Here is a 19,414-nt window from a genome sequence, read left to right as displayed (position 1 = left end):
CCGGTGAGGGGTGAGCTGTTGACGCGGTGGTCCGCCGGCCGGAATTGCCTGGCCCACTTCCTTGCGCCTCTCGGGATGCGGCATTCTGTTTTCACTTGACGGAATGCTTGGGGAGGCTGGGTCAGGCTTATGACCATGAGCGGGAGCAGCGGCGGCGACGGCAGGCATGGGGGCGGGGACTCCGGGATGTCGCGGGAGGAGCTGCGGGCGGCGCTCGATGCGTCCATGGCGCGACTGGCCGGCACCGTCGCGGGGCTGACCGACGAACAGGTCGGTGCGGCGACGCTGATTCCGCCGTGGACCCGGGGGCATGTGCTGACCCATCTGGCGCGGGCCACCGACAGTCTTTGCCGGCTGCTGGAGGGCGCGCGTACGGGCGTGGCGATTCCGCAGTATCCGAGCATGGCGGCCCGTGCGGCCGAGATCGACGCCGGCGCGGACCGCCCGGTTGCCGCGCTGGCCGAAGACCTGGCGGGGAGCGCGGAACGGTTCGCGGAAGCCCTCCGGGCGCTGCCCGAAGCGGCCTGGGAGCGGCGGGTGCGGATGCGTACCGGGGAGACGCGGACGCCGGCCGGCCTGATGGAGACCCGGCTGCGCGAACTGGAGATCCACCACGCCGACCTGGACGCCGGCTACACCTTCGCGGACATCCCGGCGGCCACCACGCGCTGGATCCTGGACGACATCGTCGCGGCCCTCGCCCGCCGGGTAGCGGGCACGGATACGGGGGCGGATTCGGGCGGAGGCCAGGACGTGGGCGGGAAGGCCGCGCCCCGGCCGTCGGCGCCCCGGCCGTCGGCGTCCCGGTCGTCGGCGTCCCGGTCGTCGGCGGTGCGGATCGAGGCGACGGATGCGGACTTCGCCCGCGCCTTCGCCGGCGGCGGCGGTCCGGTCGTGCTGGGCCGATCGGCTGATCTGCTGGCCTGGCTCACCGGGCGCAGCCCGGCCGGGGCGGGGCTGTCCACGGCCGGCGGAGAGGGCGTGCCCTCGCCGCCGTATTGGATATGAGGCCGTCCGTCGGGGAGGGGTGAAACCCGGCAGGTGCCTTTGTCCGTGGATCGGGATGTCTAGGAATGCTCTCGGTGGGCAGGGGAGCGTGGCGGTCCGGCGTACGGAATACGCCGCGGGGCGAATTCGTTCCCGCAGCCGGAGACCGTTGCGAACAGCAGCACATCCTCGACAGAAGCAGGGACATACATGAGCACCGTTGAGCTCACCAAGGAAAACTTCGACGAGATCGTTTCCGGGAACGATTTCGTGCTGATCGACTTCTGGGCCGAGTGGTGCGGCCCCTGCAAGCAGTTCGGCCCGGTCTTCGAGCGCTCTTCGGAGAAGCACGACGACCTGGTCTTCGCCAAGGTCGACACCGAGGCGCAGCCCGAGCTCGCGCAGGCCTTCCAGATCCAGTCCATCCCGACGGTGATGATCGTCCGGGACAACATCGCGGTGTTCGCCCAGCCGGGTGCGCTGCCCGAGGCGGCGCTGGAGGACGTGATCGGCCAGGCCCGCGCGCTGGACATGGACGAGGTCCGGGCATCGGTCGCCGAGGCCCAGCAGAGCGAGCAGGCGCAGGGCGGGACGGGCCAGTAGGCTCGGGGCTCGTGAGCGAGCTACTTCTGGTCCGGCACGGCGAAACCGAGTGGAGCCGGGACGGCCGGCACACCAGTTGGACCGATCTGCCGCTGACCGCCGTCGGCGAGGAGCAGGCCCGCGCACTGCGGCCGCTGCTGTCGGGCCGGAAGATCGCGCAGGTCCACACCAGCCCGATGGTGCGGGCACTGCGCACCGCCGAGCTGGCGGGCCTCCCCGAGCCGCTGGTAGACCCTGACCTGCAGGAATGGGACTACGGCGGCTATGAGGGCGTGGCCACCGCCGACATCCACCGCAGCCGGCCCGGCTGGTACCTCTTCTCCGACGGCGTCGTGCCCGGGCCCGACGGGCATCCCGGCGAGTCGCCCGCGCAGGTCGGTGCGCGCGCAGACCGGGTGCTGACTCGGATCGGCCCGGAGCTGGAGGCCGGCCGGGGCGATGTGGTGCTGGTGGCGCACGCGCACTTCCTGCGGGTGCTGGCCGCCCGCCGGCTCGGGCTGCCGGCCGCGGCGGGCGGGCTGTTCACGTTCGAGACGGGTGCGGTCGGCGTACTGGGCACGGAGCACGACCGGCCGGCCGTGGTGGCGTGGAACACCCGTCATCCGTAACGGCGGGGAGTGGCCGGATCGCGTAGCCCGTCCGGGACTGGTGATCCTGCGCCGCGTCCCGCTGGCGCATCCCTGAGTCCCGTTGGCGCATCCCTGCGTCCCGCTGGCGCAGCCGCGCCTCGCGGCCTCGCGTTCTACGGAGCCATCGGATCCAGGTGCAGCGGCTGCACCTTGCCCTCGATCATCGCGCCCAGTCCCATCACCGCGCAGGTGGCGGGACGGTCCGCGGTGTGCACCGGCATCGAGGTGGCCTGATGGATCATCGGCTCCAGACCGGGGATCATCGCGCTGCCGCCGGCGAGCATGATGCCGCGTTCGCCGAGGTCGGCGACCAGGTCGGGCGGGCAGCGGCGCAGTACGGCACTGATCCCGTCGAGGATCGCGGTCAGCGGGGTGGTGATGGCGTCCCGTACCCGCTCGGTGTCGACGTGCACCGACCGGGCCATCCCGCTCACCACGTCCCGGCCGTGCACCTCGGTGGAGCCGGGGGTGAGCCCGTCGCCACCGGAGAGGATCAGATGCAGCGGGCGTACGGACTGGCCCGCCAGCATCAGTTCGTGATGCAGCCGCAGGTGCTGGACCACCGCGTGGTCGATGGCGTTGCCGCCCACCGGCACGGTCTCCGCGGCCACGATCGAGCCGAGCGAGAGCACCGCCACCTGCGTCGTCCCCGCCCCGCACACCACGATCATGGTCGCCTCCGGCTGCTCCACCGGTAGCCCGCAACCGACGGCGGCCGCCACCAGGGTGTCGACCAGTTCCACCCGGCGCGCGCCCAGCCCGGTGAGCGTCTCGACCGCGGCCCGCTGCGCCAGCGGCTCGCTCCCGTACGGCAGGCAGACCGCGGCCCGCATCGTGGGCCGGCGCCGCCAGGACTTGCGCAACTTGTCGCCGACCAGGGTCCGCAGCAGCCGCTGGGCCATGTCGATGTCGACGACGGTGCCGCCGGAGACCGGGCGCACCACACGGATGTAGTCCGGGGTGCGGCCGTCCATCACCTCCGCCTGGGCGCCGACGGCCAGCAGCGCACCGGTGCGGGTGTTGATGGCGGCGACGGTCGGTTCATCGACCACCAGCCCCTGGTTCTTCACATACACCCTGGTCCGGGCCGCACCGAGGTCGACGGCGGCCGAGCAGCGCCGCAGTTGGGCGAGGCTGATGGTCATGGGTGATTCCTCCCCGATGGGCCGGTATGGACTAAGCGCTCGTACGGCCCGTTCACCGGACCGCTGGGACGGCCCGAATCACACGGACCGCTCGTGCGCCATCCTGCGAGCGCCCGCGCAACTCCGCCCGCCGAGAGCGTCCGGTCGGGGGACGGGCGGGTGCGGAAGGGGGCGATCGGGTGACCGCGGACGGGTGCGCGGGCCGCTCAGTCGACCCGCCGCTGGTACAGCCCCCAGGTGAATTCGGCGACGAGATCCTGGGGCGCGCCGTCGGGCCCGGGGGCCTTACAGGCCAGGCGCCAGCGGGTCGGTGCGCTGCCCTCCATCGGGCGGGCCGGGGGGAAGGCGCGGGCGACCTCGTCGACGGTGCACGACCACGGAGCCAGGTCCGCGGTGGTGCGCAACTCGGGGCCGGCGGCACCGGGCGCGCGGACGAGCCAGGCGTTCCAGACGACGCCCCGGGAGGCGGTGAGCACCTCGAACCGCAGATCGGGCCAGAGCGGAACCGGCCAGAGAAGCGCCTCGCAGGTCAGATCGCCGATGCGACGGGGACCGACGGACTCGGGCGTGCCCAGCAGCGCCCGGTACGGCTGGACGCCGCCCGCCCGCGGGGCATGCATCCGTGCCTGCCAGCGGCGGTTGGCCTCCCGCATCTGCGCCCGCGAGACCCCCAGTTCCCGCAGCGCGTCCTCGACCAGACCGGGGTGGTGGTCGGCCATCCGGCGCAGCAGCACGAGCTGGAAAGCGAGCGGTCCGGGCAGGTCGGAGGGGGTGCCGGGGCCGGTGGGCGGGTCATTGTCAGTGGTGGGGTTCATGATGGACATGGTCGTGGACGACGGGGGCCGCGGGGGGTCCGGGGCGCTCGCCGTCGGGAAGGAACAGCACGGAATTGACGTAGCGGCGGTGCGGGGCGAGGGAGCGCCTCAGCAGGCCGTGTTCGGCGACGTGGGAGGTGCGGGACTGATGGGCGGACAGATCGAAGTCGGCCAGTGGCAGCCAGCGGTCGTGCGGCAGGACCCAGCCGTGATAGCCGCGCGCCGCCGTCCAGTCCAGCACGGGCCGGAGCGGCTGGATCCGGGACTCCAACTCCACGAAGAGCGCGGGGAGTTCCCGCTCTACGGTGCGCGCGGCGCCGCGCAGCACCGCCAGCTCGGCCCCGTCCACGTCGATCTTGATGAGCGTGACGGACGCCAGACCGAGCGCGTCCAGCGGCAGACAGGGCACGTCGAGGGCGGCCGTGTGAAGGTCACGGCGGACGAGCGAGGAGACCCCGCGGTCGCCGCGCCCGTCCGGCGGCAGCCAGAGGGTGGCGCGGCCGGTGTGGTCGGTGGCCGCGGCGGGGAGCACCTCGACATGAGGGGGCGTCACGGCCGCCAGCAGCCGGGCCAGATGGGGCACCGGCTCGAAGGTGACGACCCGGTCCGCGCGCCGGGCCAGCCGCCGGGTCCAGGGGCCGTACCACCCGCCGATGTCGACGGCCGTGCCGCCCGGCGGGCAGAAGTCGCCGAGGCGCCGCAGCTCCGGCTCGAAGCGCGGATAGAGCCCGGCGGCCAGCGCGGACACCAGCCGGGCCGGCAGCCGGGGCGCCAGCCGGGCGGCCAGCGTCACGGCAGCGGCTCCTGGTCCGTGAGGCGGCGCAGCAGACGGGTGTGTTCGGCTTCGGTGACCTGTTCGCCGGAGGAGGGGAGGAGCTGGGGGATGCCGTCGAGGATCGGATAGCGGCGGCGCAACCGGGGGTTGTAGAGGACGTCCTCGGGGGTGAGGAGGGAGAGCGGTCCCTTGTCGAGGGGGCAGACGAGGATCTTGAGCAACGGGTCATCGGGCTTCATGGCTCAACTCCTGGGAGATGGGAGGGCGTTGGGGGGACGCTGGCACGGGCGTCGCTGGTACGAGGGCTCGAGTGCCGCTCGCTGGTACGGCGGCTCAAGTGCGGGTCGTGGGTACGGGGTTCGGGGGCTGGGGGGTGTCATGACGGGGAAGCGCGAGCAGGACGGTTACCGCGACGGCGGTACCGCCCAGCCGCAGCGCGAGCCGTAGCGGATCGGCGGGCAGCGGCTCGCCGAAGGCGACGGTGCCGCAGACGACGGTGAAGACGCAGGTGACGGTGGTGCAGACAGGGACGATCACCGAGGCACGGCAGCGCTGCAGCGCGGTCTGGGAGAGCACCAGACCGGTGGCGCCGGTGAAGAGCAGGAGGTAGGGATACGGCGAACGGAACAGCTGCCCGGCGGCGGCCGGGACGTCATGCGTGGTGAGCAGGCCGGAGACGCCCTTGATGGCCAGTGAGCTGACGCCGTAGAGCAGACCGACGGCCACCCCGTAGGGGACGCCGGCGGTCGGCAGGCGGTGGCGGCGGCGGGCCCGCCGTTCCGCCGAGCGGTAGAGCAGCAGTCCGGCGGCCAGCGACGGTACGGCGATGAGCAGCAGTGTCGCCGGCGGGGCGGTGCGGGCGACGGTCCGTGCGTCCTCGCCGCGGAGGGAGGCGACGACCAGGACGAGCGCGACGAGGATCGCCACGATGCTCTGCCGCTCCCGGCCACTGGTCCGCTCGCCGAGCACGAGCGAGGAGAGGAGCAGCAACAGCACCAGACCCGAGACGAAGATGCCCTGCGCGGCGGCGAGCGGCAGGGTGCGGTAGACGGCCAGCTGGGCGGCGAACCCGGCGGCCAGCGCCAGCGAACCGCCCAGCCACAGCGGACTGGACAGGAGGTGACCGACGACCCGGGCGGGCTGCCGGGTGCTCAGTGCGGGCAGCGCCGCCAGCGCCCGTTTCTCCAGCACGAAACCGGTGCTGTAGAGGACGTTGGCGAGCAGCGCGGACGCCACGCCCCACCACGGCATCGCGCTACTCCCTTCTCCGGCGGGCATGCGCGAGCAGGATCGAGGCCAGCGACGGGAGATGACACGCGGCCCGGTCCAGGGGGCGCAGCGGGCGCGGTACGTCGTGGTACGGCGCACCGGCGATCCGTACGACCTCGAAGCCGGACGCGGCCAGGAAGCCACGCAGTGCGCGGGCGGTGTAGAGGCGCAGATGACCGACGACCTGGGTGCCGGGCCGGCCGTGGATCCGGCGCATGCTCACCTCGGAGAAGACGGGCTGGACCCCGGCGAGCAGGAGCCCGCGGTTGTACCAGGCGGCGAGATTGGGGGTGGAGAGCATCAGATGACCGCCGGGGCGCAGTACCCGGTGCAGCTCGTCCAGTGCGGCATCGGGGTCGACGAGGTGCTCGACGACCTCGCTGAAGAGCACGGCGTCGGCGGAGCCGGTCGCGAACGGCAGCCCGCCATCGGTGAGTTCGCCGCGTACGACATACGGAATACGGGCCTGGGCGCGGCGCAGCGCGTCCTGTGACCAGTCGACGCCGATGAGGCGATGACCGGCCAGGACCTCCGCCGCGGTGGCTGCCGCGGTGCCGTCGCCGCAGCCGATGTCCAGCACGGTGGCGGCCGGCGCCCCGGACCGTACGGGCCCCAGGGCGCGTGCCAGCAACCGCGCCTGCCGCCGACTGCGCCCGGCCCCGGACGCCACCGGCACGGCGGGATCTTCGTAGAAGTCCCGCAGGCTGCTGGTTGCTGCGGCCGGGCTCATCGGGCGCCCCCGTCGGCCGAGGGCGCGGGCGGCGGCCCGGCGGGTGGCGGTGGAGCTGACGGTGGTGCGGCGGGTTGCGGTGGGGTTGCTGGTGGTGTGGCGGGTGGCGGTGGAGCTGACCGTGGTGCGGCGGGTGAGGGTGGCGTCGCCGGTGGCGTGGAGGGTGACGGTGGCGCTGCTGGTGGTGCGACGGGTGGCGGTGGAGCCGCCGGTGGTGCGGCGGGCGGCGGAGGGGACAGGGGTGGGGTGGAGCTGGGGGGTGGTGGTGGCGGGGTGGGTGGGCTTGGGGGAGGGGGAGGGGGCCCAGGGACCGTCGTGGCTCCCGGCCAGGCCGTTGCGGCGAGGGAGGTGCGGAAGAGGGTGGCGAGGTGGGCGCCGGCGTCCTCGTCGAGCAGTGCGCGGGACCAGCGGAGGGCGAGCTGGATGCGGTCGCCGACCGAGACGGTGGTGACGGTGACTCCGCGCGGCATGCGGGCCGGGGCGGAGAACCACACCGCGGTCGGCCGGCCGGCCTCGCCGAAGTCCAACGGGTAGGGCAGCCGCCCGATGTTGGAGAGCAGGGTCGTGGTGGTCCAGGGCGCGGCGGCGCGGCGCAGCGCACGGGTGACCGCGCCGCGTACGCCCACGGGCAGCACCGGTGCGGTCAGTACCGTCCCGGCGAGGCCGAGCGGGGGGCCGGGCGGCGCCGCCTTGAGCGCACGGGTGCGTGCGGCCGTTCGCCGCAGCAGCCGGGCCACCGCGTCCGGGTCGGGCGGCTCGGCGCTGAGCAGTGCCGCCTCCTCGCGTTCCTCGGGGCCGAAGCCGACCGGGACCAGCCGGGTGCCGTTGCCGATGGGCATCTCGGCGCCGCGCGGCCGGTCGTCCATGGGCATGGTGACGACGACGGGTGCCGGGCGGGCGCCGTGCAGCCGGTTCCAGCGCGCCACCATCAGGCAGGTGGCGACGAGGAGTTGGTCGTTGACGGTGTACGGCGACCGGCCGCCGGTGCGGGGTGGCCGGGCCGGGACGGGCAGTTCGGTGAGCAGCATGCCGTTGCCCTTGGCCTTGGCGCTGTCCTTGCCCTTGCCCTTGCTCTCGCCGTTGCCCTTGCCGGGACCAGACACCTTGTCCTCGCCGCTGCCCCGGTGGTCGGCGGCGATACGGGCCGGTCGGGCGAAGCGGGACCTGGCGCCGCGCGGCCGGCCGCCGTCCTGCCCGCTCGCCGGAGAGATACCTGGCCCACCCACCGGGCCGCCAACAGCACCTGCCCCTGCCCCTGGCCCTCCCCCTGATCCTCCTCCTGCCGCTGTTCCCGCACTTGCCCCTGCCCCCGTACTTCCACCCGCGCCTGCTCCTGCCCCGGCGCCCGCCCCCGCGTAGAGCTCCGCCGTGGTGGCCAGGACGCGGAGGCAGGCCGGGCCGTCCAGGGCGGTGTGGTTGAGGGTGAGCAGCAGGACGGTGCCGCCGTCCGGCTCCGCGGGTCCGAGGATCTCCAGGCGTACGGGTGGTGAGCAGTCCAGTGGCGGGCAGTCGGTCAGGGCCCGTTCCCTCGCCCGTAGGAGGGCATCGGGGCCGGGGGGCGGGACGACCACCGGGTCCCGGTCGGGGCCGGCGGTGAGGTGCCAGGCGTAGGAGCGGTGCCACCAGCGCGTCGGTGCCTGCCGCATCAGGATGCGCGGATGCCGGGTGAGTGCCTGGTGGAAGGCGGTGCGCAGCCGGGTGGCGTCCACCCGCCCGGGCAACTGCACCTCGATGTGCACGGTCTCGGGTTCGTCGTCCTCCAGGCAGTGCCGGGCGATCTCGTCGACGGCGGGGAACGGAACCCGGCCGAGGGCCGGTTGACGGCCAGCGACCTCACCGGGCTCACCGACCTCACCAACCTCATCAACCTCACCGGGTCCACCGGGGCTACCGGTCCCACCGGGGCTACCGGCGCTCCCAGGACCTCCAGGGCCCCCAGAACCCCCAGGACCCCCAGGAACCCCAGGACCCCCAGGACCCCCGGACCCCCCGGAACCCCCCTGTGGTGTCGGGGCGCCGGTCGTCGGATGCAATGCGGTCATCGGGCAGAGTCCTCCCCCTCGTCTGACACCTGCTCGTCTGACACCAGGCCGTCTGACACCTGGCCGTTTGTACGGGACGGCGACCACAGGGACGGCGACCACGGGGCCGGCGACCACGGCGACGGCGATGACGGCGATGACGGCGCCGACGGGGACGGCCCCGACGGGGTCGCCGCCGACCGGATGGCCCCCGACCGGATGGCCGGCACCGGCACCGTCACCACCGCCGCCGCCAACGCCAGCAGTGCCAGCGCCTGGGCGGCGGCGCCGAACGCGCCCCGGCCGGTGGCGACCGGCTCGCCCGCGCCCACCGCCGCGATGACTCCGGCGCCCGTCATCGCCACCAGTGCGAGCGGCCCGAGCAACGCTGGCCGGAAGCGGGCCGCCAGCGCCAGGAGCGGCACGATCACCGCGTACGGACCGGCGGCCAGCGCCATCACCCCGGTCAGCGCCACGACCCCGAGCAGCCACGACGGCGCGGGCGGAGCGGGAGGAGCGGGAGGATCGGCAGGCTGCGCGGTCTGCGACTTCCTGGGGCTCACCAGCGCGCCCACCGCCAGCAGTGCGACGGCCGCCGCGCCGCCGATCAGCCCCGCGTCATAGAGGCCGGCGGGTGCGTAGGTGAGCTCGATGGTGCCGCCCGTGCCGGCCGGTACGAGGAAGCCCTGCTGCCAGCCGTCCAGCCGCAGCGGGGTGAGCCGGTGGCCGTTGAGGGTGGCCTGCCAGCCGTCGTTGGCGTTCTCGTACATCTGCAGATAGACGGCCTGACCTGGAGCGATGCGGACGGTGCGCCGGTCCCCCGACCAGTCCTGCGCGGCGGCCGTGCGTTCCCGTCCGGCCACCCGGGTACCGGCCACCCCACCCCTCCCCAACGTCACGTCCGTCAGCGCCAGCGGCCCCTGGTCCCCCGCCTCCACCCGGTGGCGTCCCGCGGCCAGCTCCAGTCGCCCGTCGCGCGCCTCACCGGCGCACAACTGCACCGGTACGGGCCGTCGTTCGGTCAGGTCACGGACGTATCCGGAGGCCTTGGTGGCGTGCAGGACGCCGTCGACGGCGAGCATCGGGCCCTGGCCGCAGCCGAGCGAGAAGCGTGCGCCGGCCGGTGGCCGGGGGGTGCGGTACGCGTCCAGAGCCGGGAGGTAGACCTCGCTGAGGCCGACCGGGAGTTGCAGGGCCTGTCCGGCGACCGGGTTGTGGAGTGTCAGCTCCTTCACCCGGCTGATGGTGATGTCGAGGCGGTCGGTGGTGATCGGGTCGAAGCGGGCCTGGCCGTTCTCGTCGACGCCCGCGGTGGCCGCCCCGTCCGGGGAGTTGATCAGGATCTGTTCCGGCCGGGTGGAGATCCCGCCGGCCGCGGCCAGCACGATCTGGTCGATCTTCTTCTTGCCCGGCCAGCGCAGGTGCAGGGTCGGTTTGTCGCCGGCGATCCATGCGGTGGTCAGGTCGCCGTCGACGAGGTTGCGGGGGCTGAGCGACTGGCCGAAGCCGAAGCTGGTGGAGTCGGCGGTGGCGGTGATCCGGTCCTTCTGCTCCGGGGCGATGCGGTCCAGCAGCGTGTCGAGTTCGGGGCCGGGCACGGGCAGTGCGGTGCCGGAGACCGCGTAGGGCGCGGGCGAACCGGTGCGGAACTGGCGGTGCAGCCCGACCTCGGCGGAGACCGGCGACAGTCCGCCCGGGTCGCTGCCGCGGTGCAGCGAGATCGTCTCGGCCGGGGCGTCGGATCGCTGGGCGTCGGTGGGGAGTTGCAGCAGCCGGGTCACCTGTACGCCCGGCACGCCGATCTCGGCGAAGCCGGCGCCGGAGAGCCCGGCGCGGGGTGTCTGGGAGCCGAGGATCGTCAGCTTCAGCCATTTCGCCGGTCCTGCCGGGGCCTTGACCTGCTGTTGCGTCCCGTCGGGCCGGAGCGGGCCGTCGGTGCTGCCGCGGTCGGTCGCGATCCGTACGGAGGTCGGGGCGGCGCGCAGGCCGTCCCCGCGCAGGGGGGTGAGGGACAGGGTGGCCGGGAGGGTGGTGGGCCGGGTGAAGGTGATCTTGATCCATTGGCCGACCGGGTCGCCGGCGCTGCCCTCCGCCCAGGCGGTGTCAGGGTTGCCGTCGAAGGCGTTGACCGGGTCGTACTGCGGAAGGTGGAACAGCCAGTTGCCGCTGGTCGAGGCGGTGACCGAGGCGGCGCCGCGGAGCACCGCGGTGGTCTGGTGGCCGATGCCGGTGGTCGGCAGGATCTGCCGGGGCGGCCGGCCGGGGTCCTGCAGGCTGTCGGGGTGGTTGGTCTCCGTGGCGGTGTACGTGTACGACGTGTTGCTGTTGACGAGTCCGAAGCGGGTGTCGGCGCGCCGCAGTCCGTCGGCGGTCAGCTGGAGCGGCGGCGTGCCGAGCCCGGGGTGGTTGTCGCCGGTGAGCACGGTGGGCCGGCGGCGCAGTGCGGGGTCGGCGGACAGCTGGAGGAGGGCTTCCGGGCCGCCGCTGAGCTGGGCGGTGTCCGCGACGGCCCGGGCGGTGACCGGCCCGGGGGCGGGGATGTCGGTCGGCCGGTAGATCTCCACGGCGCGTTGGCGCGGATAGAGGCCCTGGATCTGCAGCGGTGCCTCGGCGGGGATCCGGCCGCCGGTGGTCAGCGGGCCGAAGGCGGCCGCCCGGCGGTAGCCGGAGGCCTCCAGGGTCCGTTTGACGGTCTGCGGCGGGACGTAGCCGATCTGGTCCGGGTCGAGGTCGTTGCGGACGACGACGTCGTGCAGTCCGGCGCGGTGCAGGTAGTCGCGCAGGCCGGGGACCTCGGCGCCGGTCAGCAGGGCCTGTTCGACGGCGTCCAGGGCGCGCCGGGCGCCGGGGGTGCCGAACGGCACGAAGTCCCGTTGCGCCCAGGGGGATCGGGCCAGGACGTCGAGGGGTTCGTCGATGGGGGAGCCCCAGGTGTAGATGCCGTGCGCGGTGGCGGGGACCACCAGGGCACGGCTGTGCGGGGAGTGCGCTTTCAGCCACTGCCCGGTCTGCGTCCAGTAGGCGGGCAACGTCGTGAAGGCGCCCGGCTGGAGGACGGTCCCGGTGAGGAACGGCAGGGCGAGCGCGGACAGGACCAGGAGCGCGGTCAGCAGCGGCAGCCGCCGGCGGGCGGGGACCCGGCGGGTGGCGTGCCGTCCGCCGGCGGCCGCGAGCAGATGCGCCAGGCCCAGGGTGAGCGCGAGCGCCAGACCGGGGGTGAACTTGTAGATGTTGCGGAACGGGCGCAGCCAGCCGTTCAGCCAGTCCTGCCACAGGCCGTGCAGCGGCCCGCCGAGTGCGCCGCCGTATCCGGCCAGTGCGATCAGTGCGACGGACAGCACGGTCAGCAGCAGCCAGCGTCGCTCGGGCAGATCGCGGCGGGCCAGGCCGGCCAGGCCGAGGCCCGCGGCCAGCGCCGAGCCGAGCACCGCGTACGGCCTGGCGGTCAGCGTCCAGCCGGCCGGCAACCACGGTTCGCCGAAGTTCAGATAGCCGACCCAGTTGCCGGCGCCGCGCAGCAGTTCGGTGGCGGACATGGTGCTGGTGGTGGTGTCGGCCTGTTCGATGAACGGCATGAAGTTCTCGCCGTGGATGCCCAGCAGGAGCAGCGGCACCACCCACCACGCGGTGGCCAGGACGACCCCGGGCAGCCACCAGGCGAGCAGCCGGGTCCGGCGCGGTCCGGTGCGGGAGAGCAGATACAGCCCGGCGGGCAGCAGCGAGGCCAGCGTGGACGCCGCGTTGACGCCGCCCATGAACGGGATCAGCAGCGCCGACCGGGCGGCCGCGATCCGCGGGCTGACCTGCGGGTTCGTCAGCGGCAGCAGGACCCACGGCAGCATCGCCCCGGGCAGCGCGGCGGCGGAGGTGGAACCGATGACGAGGGTGAAGGTGGGCCACAGCGCGTAACAGGCCGCGGACAGCAGGCGGGAGGCCGGGGAGCCGTACCGCAGCCGTTCGGCCAGCCGGAGGGCGCCCCAGAACGCGGCCGTGACGATCAGGGACATCCACAGCCGTTCGGCCAGCCACACCGGTAGGTGGGCGAGGTGGGTCAGGCCGTAGTACGGGAGGGCCGGGAAGGCGTAGCCGATGTACTGGTCGGCGAGGCCGCCGAAGCCGGCCCGGTCGTGCCACAACTGCCCGAGGTCACCGAGGAATTGCCAGGGGTCGGTGGTGACCCCCAGTTTCGTCTCGAACGTCATCCTGCCGGGCGCGGGCGCGAGGAAGCCGGCCAGGGTGAGCGCCCAGAAGGCGAGCAGCCAGCGGCGGGACCGAGGCCGCCCGGGCGACGGGGCCGGGACGGGCGCGGTCCGGCCGCCGGCGTCGGGCGACCCCGGGGACGGGGAGGGCCTGAGGGTCTGGGTCATGGCAACCGCCGCAGGATGAGGAGGAGGTTCCAGGTGGCGACCTCCCGGAGACCCGGGAGACGGGGGATGGCCTCGGCGAGGAACGGCGCGTAGCGGGAGCGTGCGCTGACGATGGCGATGTCGTCCCGGGCCCGCACCTGGCGCAGGGTGCGGCCGATGTGCACCGCGAACAGGTTGACGCCCAGGGTGTGTTTGGCCGGTCTGCCGGTGCGCCGCCGGTAGCGGCCGCGGGCCCGTTCGGCGCCCAGGTAGTGCCAGGGCGCCATTTCGTGGCCGCCCCAGGGGGAGAGCCAGTTGGTGAAGGCGACGTAGACGAGTCCACCGGGGCGGGTGACCCGGATCAGTTCGCTGAGGAAGGTCTGCGGGTCGGCGACGTGCTCCAGGACGTTCGAGGAGAAGCAGACGTCGGCGGCGCCGTCGGCGAGCGGCAGCAGGTAGCCGTCGGCGATCACCGCGCCCTCGGGCCGCCGCCCGCGGGCGGTCAGTTCGGCCGGATCGGGCTCGAAGAGGTAGCCGTGGGCGCCGCGCCGCCGGAACTCCTCGGTGAAGTGGCCGCAGCCGCCGCCGACGTCGGCGACCACCGCGCCGTTCAGCGGCAGATGGCGTTCGACCTGGTCGGCGGCGTCGCGGGCGAGCAGCCGGTAGCAGTGCTCGGGATCGTCCTGCTCCCGCAGGAAGGCTCGGAACAGGGCCCAGGACCGGCGCAGTGAGGGGTCGCGCACGGGGGCCTCACCGCCCGGGGGACGCGTCGCGGAAGGCCTCCGCGGCGACCGCACGGAAGCTGCGGACGGTACGGCTCCACCGGAAGCGGCCGGCGCGCGCCTCCGCGGCCAGCCCCAGGGCGGTACGGCGCCGCTCGCTCAGCCCGAGGGCGCACCAGTGCGCGGCGAAGGCGCTCTCCCCGCGGGCGAGCAGACCGGTGACGCCGTCCTGGACGGAATCGCGCAGTCCGGGGATGTCGAAGCCGAGGGCCGGGGTGCGCCGGGCGGCCGCCTCCATGACCACCAGGCCCCACCCCTCGACCAGCGAGGGGTGCAGCAACAGCCAGGCGGAGCAGAGCAGTTCGTGTTTGCGCCGTTCGGAGATCCGGCCGGTGAAGGTGACGCCGGGCCCGGCCAGTGCGGTCAGCCGGGCGCGTTCCGGGCCGTCACCGACGATCACCAGCCGGCCGCCGGTCACCGGCCGGACCCGCTCCCACAGCCGCAGCAGCAGATCGATCCGCTTGTACTCCACGAGCCGGCCCATGGCCAGGAAGAGCGGTTCGGGCGCCTTCGGGACCAGCGGGCCCGGTTCCTCCACGCCGTTGTGCACCAGCCGGATCCGCTCCGGGGCCACGCCGAGGTCGTGCAGTGCGGCCGCGGTCGAGCCGGACACCGCGACCATCAGGTTGCGGCGGTGCGCCCCGGCCAGTGCCCAGTGCTCCAGTTGGCGGCCCAGCCGGGCGGCCGGCCCCGGGTAGCGCATCCGCCACAGGTCCGTGTGGACGTGGTTGACCAGGCACAGCGTCGGTCCGCGGTGCCACAGCGGGGCCAGGTACGGCATGCCGTTGCAGACCTCGACCAGCAGGTCGCAGCCGCCGACCCGGCGCTCCAGGTGGCGCGGTGCGCGCAGGAAGTGGCCGGCGTCGCCGCCCGCGGACACCACCCGGTAGTCCCGGTCGGCAGCGGGCCCGCCGCACACCAGGGTGACCTGATGGCCGTGCGCGGTCAGGCCCTCGGCGATCCGGTCCACCAGCAGCTCGGAGCCGCCGGCGGCCGGGTTGCCCAGGTCGCGGCGGGCGAGGAAGACGATCCGGCGGGGGAGCGGGGGCGGGCCGCCGGCGGGGGGACCGGCGGCCGCGGGCGGGGTGAGCGGCGGTGCGGGGCGGGCCGGGGGAGCGGGCCGTACGTCTGGGGGCATGGGCGGATCCAACTCGTCTCAGGGTGCGGTACCGGGGGTGGGGGGACGTACTGCGTGCTGAGTCGTGCGGCCGTGCTGCGCCATGGGGTGGACAGTTTTGGGCCGGGCCCCCGGGTGCGGCTACTCACCGGGGTGACAAAATCGGCGCCTCTCTGAACTGACGGTTCATCACTTCACGCAGGACCGTGGGGAGTTGTCGGCCGGCCGGCCCGCCCACCGTCACCCGCCGTCCGTGCGCCGGCCCGGCCCGTCACACCCCGTCCGTACCCCGCCGTCCCCGCGCCACCCAGATCGCCCCGGCCGCCGTCAGCAGCCCGCCCGCGATCGCGGCGCCCACCGGCAGCGTCCGGCCGACCAGCGCCAGCCTGCCGCTGTCCGCCTCCGCCAGCCGCAGCTGCGCCCGCCGCGTCGCCGGTGTGAAGCGCAGCCGCTCGCCGTGCAGCAGGGTCACCGCGTCGCGCCGGCCGCCGGGCGCCCGCAACGTCTTGACCGGCGAGATCACCGCATCCACGATCCGGCCGGTGCGCTGCTCGGCGACCAGCTCGATACCGGAGTTGGCGTACCACTCCTCGGCCTGGATCTGGCCCTGCCGCGGCCGCCCGACCAGCCGCCCGGGGACCTGCCGGCTGCCGGTCCGGGTGGCCGGCACGGTCCCGGTGAAGCGGTAGAGGACGAGCCCTTCGGCCCGCTGCTCGCCGGCGAAGCGGAGCGGGACGGCGGCGCCCAGCGTGTTGTCCCACCAGCGGTATCCGGTCCGCCGCAGATCGAAGGGGAACTTCAGGTAGGCCTCGCCGTCGAAGCGGGTCGGGGCCTCGCCGCAGCAGTGCACCGGGGCGTTGCTGCGCCGGTCGGTGACCCAGCGCTCGGTGGTCCACTGGAACGCCCTGCGCGGATCCGCCAGGGCCAGCGTCTTCGGGGTGTCGACCGTGGTGGAGACGTCCCACACGGCCCGCCCGCTCTTCTCGCTCGCCGCGACGTCGCCCAGGACGTGCCGGGTGAGGGTGAGGCGCTGCCGGTGCCTGGTGCGCAGGGCGTCGGTGTCGAAGTAGCTGCCGGCGCCGGTGAAGACGGTGGTGACATCGACGTCGACCGGGGTGACCTTCGCGCGCGGCGTGACGTACCAGGTCAGCAGGGGGGCGAGGACGAGCAGGAAGACGCCGAGGCCGAGCAGGGCCAGGGACATCGGGGCGGCGGTGCGGGCGCCGGTGACCGTGGTGGCGGGGGCCGGTGGCGGGCCGGAAACGGAGGTGAGGGAAGGCATACGGGCACTCCTGGAAGCGGTGGGGGATCACGCTCTGGTGCACGTGCGGAGGGGCGGGCGGCCGTCCGGGGAAACGCGTCGGACGGGGCGGGCGCCCATGGGCCGGGAACGTAAGCGACTCTTGACAGACCGTCAATGCCCTTCCACACTCGGCAGTCACCACGACCGAGTGGTGCCGCGCTGTGGGACGCGGCACGAGCCGGCCCCCGAATCCGTACGCCCCGGGGCCGCGCCGTGTGCCGTACCGACCCGACGGAGACCGGTGAGGTCTCCGGTCCCGACGAAGGGCTCGCCGCGCCATGCACCGGATGCTCGCCGCCGCACTGACCGCGCTGCTCGCCGCCGCCCTGGCCGTCGGCGCCGCGCTCGGCATCGTCGCGGCCCTCGACGCCACCCCCGAACAACCCAATGTGCCGCTGGTGAGCTTCGACCGGGCCGGCGGGTAGGCGGACGGTATGCGCAGTGCGCACGGCCGCGGCGTACGAAGGAGGTCCTCGGGATGGTGACCGCCGTCCGCTCGGCCTGGCGGGACGTCCCGCCCTACCAGGTACGGCAGTTCGCCACCCTGGCGCTGGCGGAGGTGCCCACGCTGGCCCAGGACATCCTGCGCGAGATCCGCCACGAGTACCCCCAACTCCCGCTGGTTCCGGACGAGTTCGGGGAGCCTCGGGCGCTGGTCGGTATCCGCCAGTCGCTGGAGCACTTCGTCACACACCTGACCACGGGCCTGGACCGGCCGCACGTCCACCCGCGGGTCTTCCAGGAGTTCGGCCGCGGCGAGGGCCTCCAGGGCCGCAGCCTGGACGCGCTGCAGGCCATCTACCGGCTCGGCGTACGGCTGGCCTGGCGGCGGCTCGCCGAGATCGGCCAGCAGGTCGCCATCCCCGCCCCGGCGATGTACGAGCTCGCCGAGTCCGGCTTCGAGTACCTCGACGGGCTGGTCGCCGCGTCCGTCCGCGGCTACGCCGAGGCCGCCGCCCGCCAGGCCGGGGAGCGGCTGCGGCAGCAACGCCGTCTGATGGAGCAGCTGTTCGGCCTCACGGCCACCCGTACCCGACGCGGCGGGAGCGGAACCGGAACGGCCGGTCCCGGGGCGGTCGGAGCGGCCGGCGGGGTGCCGCCGGCGCTCGTCGAACGCGCCGCCCGGATCGGCTGGCCGCTGCCCGAACGCGTCGCGGTCGCCGTGCTGCTGCGCCCGGACCGGGCGGCGGTCGCCCCCGCGGTCGCCCCGGACGTCCTGCTGGACATGGAGTGCGAACGGCCGCGGATGGTGGTGCCGGAACCGGACGCCCCGGGCCGGCGCGAGCTGCTGGGCCGGGCCGCGGCCGGCTGGTCGGGCGCGCTCGGCCCGGTCGTCCCCCTGACGGCCGCCGCGAAATCGCTGCGCTGGGCCGGGGCCGCGGCGGATCTCGTCGAGCGCGGACTGCTGCCGGCCGGCGAACTGCTGCAGTGCACCGAACACACCGAGGCACTGGTCCTGCTGCCGCCCGAGGAGCTGATCGACGACCTCACCCGCCGCCGCCTCGCGCCCCTGGACGGCTGCGGGCCGACCCACGGGCGGCGGCTCGCGGAGACCCTGCTGGCCTGGCTGGAAACCCGCGGCGGCGCACCGGAGATCGCCGCCCGGCTCGGCGTCCACCCCCAGACCGTCCGCTACCGGCTGCGCCAGATACGGGAGTTATGGGGCCCGGAGATGGACGACCCGGACCGCCGCTTCGAACTGGAGCTGGTGTTACGGGCCCGACGGCTCCGCGGGGAACTCAACTGAGCCAGGGATGTTTCCCGGTCATCCCGGCAGGCGCCCCGGTCCGGCTCCGCCCTCGACCAGTACCGCCATGCCGTCCAGGAGACGCGCCAGACCGAACTCGAACAGCGTCTCGTGGTTGAAGGAGTCCTCCGGGGAGCCGGAAATCGCCGCGTACATGGGGTACGCACCGGACTGGAGGATGCCCTCGAACTCCGGCTCCAGCGCGGCCATCCACTGGTCCTGGTCCATCCCGGTCTCCTGCTCGGCCTCCAGGTCCTCCTCGAAACCGGCGGCGGTGGACATCACGAAACCCACCAGCGTCACGGCCATGTGGAGCTGCGTCACCGGGGTCATCCCCTCGACCCGCCCCACGGTCCACTCGATCAGCGCCATCGCCCGCGGCATCGGCTGCGGACGGCTGATCGACAGGTACTTCGCCAGCCACGGGTGCCGGCGGTAGAGCGCCCACTGCAGCCGCGCCCCGGCCTCCATCCGCTCGCGCCAGCCGTCCGGCGCCGGATCGGGAAGTTCCACCTCCGCGAACACGGCGTCCGCCATCAGCAGTTCCAGCTCGTCCTTGCCGGCCACATGGCGATAGAGCGCCATCGACGACACCCCGAACTCGGCGGCGACCCGGCGCATCGACAGCGCCCGCAGCCCCTCGGCGTCGGCGACCTTGATCCCGGCCCGGACGATCCGGTCCTGGGTCAGCCCGCCGTCCGCCTCGCGCGCCCGCCGCTCCCGCGGGGCCGGACCGCGGGCCGTCCGCTGCGGCGGCCGCGGCTCGGCCACGACCGTCCCCACGCCCGGCACCACCCGGACGACCCCCTCCTGACGCAGCGTCGTCAGCACCTTCGTGGCGGTGGCCATCGCCACCCCCCACTCCTGGGTGATCCGCCGGGTCGACGGCACCCGGTCGCCGGGCGCCAGTTCACCGGCGTCGATGCGGCGCCGGATCTCCTCGACGATCCGGCGGTAGGGCGGTGCGCCGGTCTGCGCCACGGGACGCCTCCTCCGTAGTAGTGCCGTGTCGGTGCCGAATCAGCGCCGCATCGGTGCCATCAGTGCCGTACTAGTGCACCAGCTCTCTTGACTGCCGCCGACGGTAGCAGCGCGAGGCACCCACCAGCCCCTACCTGCGGCGCTTTGGTTCCGCGCACTAGGTA

The 19,414-nt window shown here is 74.2% G+C and carries 17 protein-coding genes; 5 read left to right on the top strand and 12 right to left on the bottom strand.

The genetic code is table 11. The features are described 5' to 3' along the window. Positions 1–135 precede the first annotated feature (135 nt). The 3 genes from ACFV1J_RS08975 (at position 136) to ACFV1J_RS08965 (ending at position 2,198) form a co-directional block, all read left to right on the top strand. Complete coding sequence (locus tag ACFV1J_RS08975) at positions 136–1,008, top strand: maleylpyruvate isomerase N-terminal domain-containing protein (protein WP_385856610.1); 873 nt, start codon at positions 136–138, stop codon at positions 1,006–1,008. Positions 1,009–1,116: 108 nt separating this feature from the next. Further along, complete coding sequence (trxA, locus tag ACFV1J_RS08970) at positions 1,117–1,590, top strand: thioredoxin (protein WP_385856738.1); 474 nt, start codon at positions 1,117–1,119, stop codon at positions 1,588–1,590. 11 nt (positions 1,591–1,601) lie between these two features. Further along, a complete protein-coding gene (locus tag ACFV1J_RS08965) occupies positions 1,602–2,198 on the top strand; it encodes a histidine phosphatase family protein (RefSeq protein ID WP_385856609.1) in 597 nt (198 codons plus the stop codon). A 134-nt stretch (positions 2,199–2,332) separates the two neighbouring features. Here the strand turns inward: ACFV1J_RS08965 and ACFV1J_RS08960 are convergent, their stop codons facing one another. The 11 genes from ACFV1J_RS08960 to ACFV1J_RS08910 form a co-directional block, all read right to left on the bottom strand. Then, a complete protein-coding gene (locus ACFV1J_RS08960; protein ID WP_385856607.1) occupies positions 2,333–3,364 on the bottom strand; it encodes a rod shape-determining protein in 1,032 nt (343 codons plus the stop codon). 206 nt (positions 3,365–3,570) lie between these two features. Beyond that, positions 3,571–4,179 carry a hypothetical protein gene (locus ACFV1J_RS08955; RefSeq protein WP_385856606.1) on the bottom strand — a complete coding sequence of 203 codons (609 nt, stop codon included), beginning with the start codon at positions 4,177–4,179 and terminating at the stop codon, positions 3,571–3,573. Then, the gene (locus ACFV1J_RS08950; RefSeq protein ID WP_385856605.1) at positions 4,163–4,972 is read right to left on the bottom strand and encodes an FkbM family methyltransferase; all 810 of its coding nucleotides are present in this window, start codon (positions 4,970–4,972) and stop codon (positions 4,163–4,165) included. The genes ACFV1J_RS08955 and ACFV1J_RS08950 overlap by 17 nt, the downstream gene beginning before the upstream one ends. Further along, complete coding sequence (locus ACFV1J_RS08945) at positions 4,969–5,193, bottom strand: Trm112 family protein (protein ID WP_385856604.1); 225 nt, start codon at positions 5,191–5,193, stop codon at positions 4,969–4,971. The genes ACFV1J_RS08950 and ACFV1J_RS08945 overlap by 4 nt, the downstream gene beginning before the upstream one ends. A gap of 94 nt (positions 5,194–5,287) precedes the next feature. Beyond that, positions 5,288–6,190 carry a DMT family transporter gene (locus tag ACFV1J_RS08940; protein ID WP_385856737.1) on the bottom strand — a complete coding sequence of 301 codons (903 nt, stop codon included), beginning with the start codon at positions 6,188–6,190 and terminating at the stop codon, positions 5,288–5,290. Positions 6,191–6,209: 19 nt separating this feature from the next. Then, positions 6,210–6,953, bottom strand: coding sequence for a class I SAM-dependent methyltransferase (locus ACFV1J_RS08935; protein ID WP_385856603.1), 744 nt, complete (start codon positions 6,951–6,953; stop codon positions 6,210–6,212). Next, positions 6,950–8,995 carry a condensation protein gene (locus ACFV1J_RS08930; RefSeq protein ID WP_385856601.1) on the bottom strand — a complete coding sequence of 682 codons (2,046 nt, stop codon included), beginning with the start codon at positions 8,993–8,995 and terminating at the stop codon, positions 6,950–6,952. The genes ACFV1J_RS08935 and ACFV1J_RS08930 overlap by 4 nt, the downstream gene beginning before the upstream one ends. Beyond that, complete coding sequence (locus ACFV1J_RS08925; protein ID WP_385856600.1) at positions 8,992–13,341, bottom strand: alpha-(1->3)-arabinofuranosyltransferase family protein; 4,350 nt, start codon at positions 13,339–13,341, stop codon at positions 8,992–8,994. Before ACFV1J_RS08925 ends, ACFV1J_RS08930 begins: the two co-directional genes overlap by 4 nt. Continuing rightward, positions 13,338–14,063: a class I SAM-dependent methyltransferase gene (locus tag ACFV1J_RS08920; RefSeq protein WP_385856599.1), complete on the bottom strand. Its 726-nt coding sequence runs from the start codon at positions 14,061–14,063 to the stop codon at positions 13,338–13,340. The genes ACFV1J_RS08925 and ACFV1J_RS08920 overlap by 4 nt, the downstream gene beginning before the upstream one ends. Positions 14,064–14,070: 7 nt before the next feature. Then, the gene (locus ACFV1J_RS08915; protein ID WP_385856597.1) at positions 14,071–15,240 is read right to left on the bottom strand and encodes a glycosyltransferase family 4 protein; all 1,170 of its coding nucleotides are present in this window, start codon (positions 15,238–15,240) and stop codon (positions 14,071–14,073) included. Between the two features lie 250 nt (positions 15,241–15,490). Further along, positions 15,491–16,423, bottom strand: a complete 933-nt coding sequence (locus ACFV1J_RS08910) for a DUF3068 domain-containing protein (protein ID WP_385856736.1) — start codon at positions 16,421–16,423, stop codon at positions 15,491–15,493. A gap of 377 nt (positions 16,424–16,800) precedes the next feature. Between ACFV1J_RS08910 and ACFV1J_RS08905 the strand changes: the two genes are divergently transcribed. Both ACFV1J_RS08905 and ACFV1J_RS08900 read left to right on the top strand, forming a co-directional pair. After that, a complete protein-coding gene (locus tag ACFV1J_RS08905) occupies positions 16,801–16,947 on the top strand; it encodes a hypothetical protein (RefSeq protein WP_385856596.1) in 147 nt (48 codons plus the stop codon). Positions 16,948–17,000: 53 nt separating this feature from the next. Continuing rightward, on the top strand, positions 17,001–18,269 hold the full coding sequence (locus tag ACFV1J_RS08900; RefSeq protein ID WP_385856595.1) for a helix-turn-helix domain-containing protein: 1,269 nt from the start codon (positions 17,001–17,003) through the stop codon (positions 18,267–18,269). An 18-nt stretch (positions 18,270–18,287) separates the two neighbouring features. On the opposite strand, the gene ACFV1J_RS08895 is transcribed toward ACFV1J_RS08900, so the two are convergent. Then, positions 18,288–19,250: a TetR/AcrR family transcriptional regulator C-terminal domain-containing protein gene (locus ACFV1J_RS08895; protein WP_385856594.1), complete on the bottom strand. Its 963-nt coding sequence runs from the start codon at positions 19,248–19,250 to the stop codon at positions 18,288–18,290. Positions 19,251–19,414 lie beyond the last annotated feature (164 nt).

Origin of the sequence: Streptomyces sp. NPDC059649 (genome assembly GCF_042734445.1) — a bacterium.
Classification (GTDB): Bacteria; Actinomycetota; Actinomycetes; order Streptomycetales; family Streptomycetaceae; genus Streptomyces.
Note: the sequence above shows the minus strand (reverse complement) of the source record. Positions and strands in the feature narration are given on the sequence as shown.

Bases quoted from the DNA above. Each gene is read 5' to 3' on its own strand.
- ACFV1J_RS08930 (WP_385856601.1), bottom strand. From the start codon at position 8,995: ATGACCGCATTGCATCCGACGACCGGCGCCCCGACACCACAGGGGGGT.
- ACFV1J_RS08955 (WP_385856606.1), bottom strand. From the start codon at position 4,179: ATGAACCCCACCACTGACAATGACCCGCCCACCGGCCCCGGCACCCCC.
- ACFV1J_RS08915 (WP_385856597.1), bottom strand. From the start codon at position 15,240: ATGCCCCCAGACGTACGGCCCGCTCCCCCGGCCCGCCCCGCACCGCCG.
- ACFV1J_RS08935 (WP_385856603.1), bottom strand. From the start codon at position 6,953: ATGAGCCCGGCCGCAGCAACCAGCAGCCTGCGGGACTTCTACGAAGAT.
- ACFV1J_RS08975 (WP_385856610.1), top strand. From the start codon at position 136: ATGAGCGGGAGCAGCGGCGGCGACGGCAGGCATGGGGGCGGGGACTCC.
- ACFV1J_RS08900 (WP_385856595.1), top strand. From the start codon at position 17,001: ATGGTGACCGCCGTCCGCTCGGCCTGGCGGGACGTCCCGCCCTACCAG.
- ACFV1J_RS08960 (WP_385856607.1), bottom strand. From the start codon at position 3,364: ATGACCATCAGCCTCGCCCAACTGCGGCGCTGCTCGGCCGCCGTCGAC.
- ACFV1J_RS08945 (WP_385856604.1), bottom strand. From the start codon at position 5,193: ATGAAGCCCGATGACCCGTTGCTCAAGATCCTCGTCTGCCCCCTCGAC.
- ACFV1J_RS08905 (WP_385856596.1), top strand. From the start codon at position 16,801: ATGCACCGGATGCTCGCCGCCGCACTGACCGCGCTGCTCGCCGCCGCC.
- ACFV1J_RS08925 (WP_385856600.1), bottom strand. From the start codon at position 13,341: ATGACCCAGACCCTCAGGCCCTCCCCGTCCCCGGGGTCGCCCGACGCC.
- ACFV1J_RS08910 (WP_385856736.1), bottom strand. From the start codon at position 16,423: ATGTCCCTGGCCCTGCTCGGCCTCGGCGTCTTCCTGCTCGTCCTCGCC.